Genomic DNA, 246 nt, shown 5'->3' on the forward strand with positions numbered 1-246 from the left:
ACTGATTTACCAGCTTGGCTGTATAGCAACGTTTGGGATATGAGTAGTGTAATAAGTGACAGCTCAATATTAGGTAACTTATTTGCCTCTATGTTTGCTTATCCCTCACAACCAATAGGATGGGACTTAGCAGTGCTAGGGGCTTATTGGGTGACTCTCATTGCTATTCTTAAGTGGCAAATGAAAGCAAAAGTTACACCTACTGTTCAAGCCACTGCAGAACAAGCTTAAACAGTAAAATATTTT

The 246-nt window shown here is 39.0% G+C and carries 1 protein-coding gene; it reads left to right on the plus strand.

What is annotated here, in order from left to right:
• On the plus strand, positions 1-231 hold a 231-nt coding region (locus V6256_RS15395; protein ID WP_341599127.1), incomplete at its 5' end, for an FTR1 family protein.
• Positions 232-246: the final 15 nt, after the last annotated feature.

Origin of the sequence: Psychromonas aquatilis, assembly GCF_038155185.1 — a bacterium.
Classification (GTDB): Bacteria; Pseudomonadota; Gammaproteobacteria; order Enterobacterales; family Psychromonadaceae; genus Psychromonas; species Psychromonas aquatilis.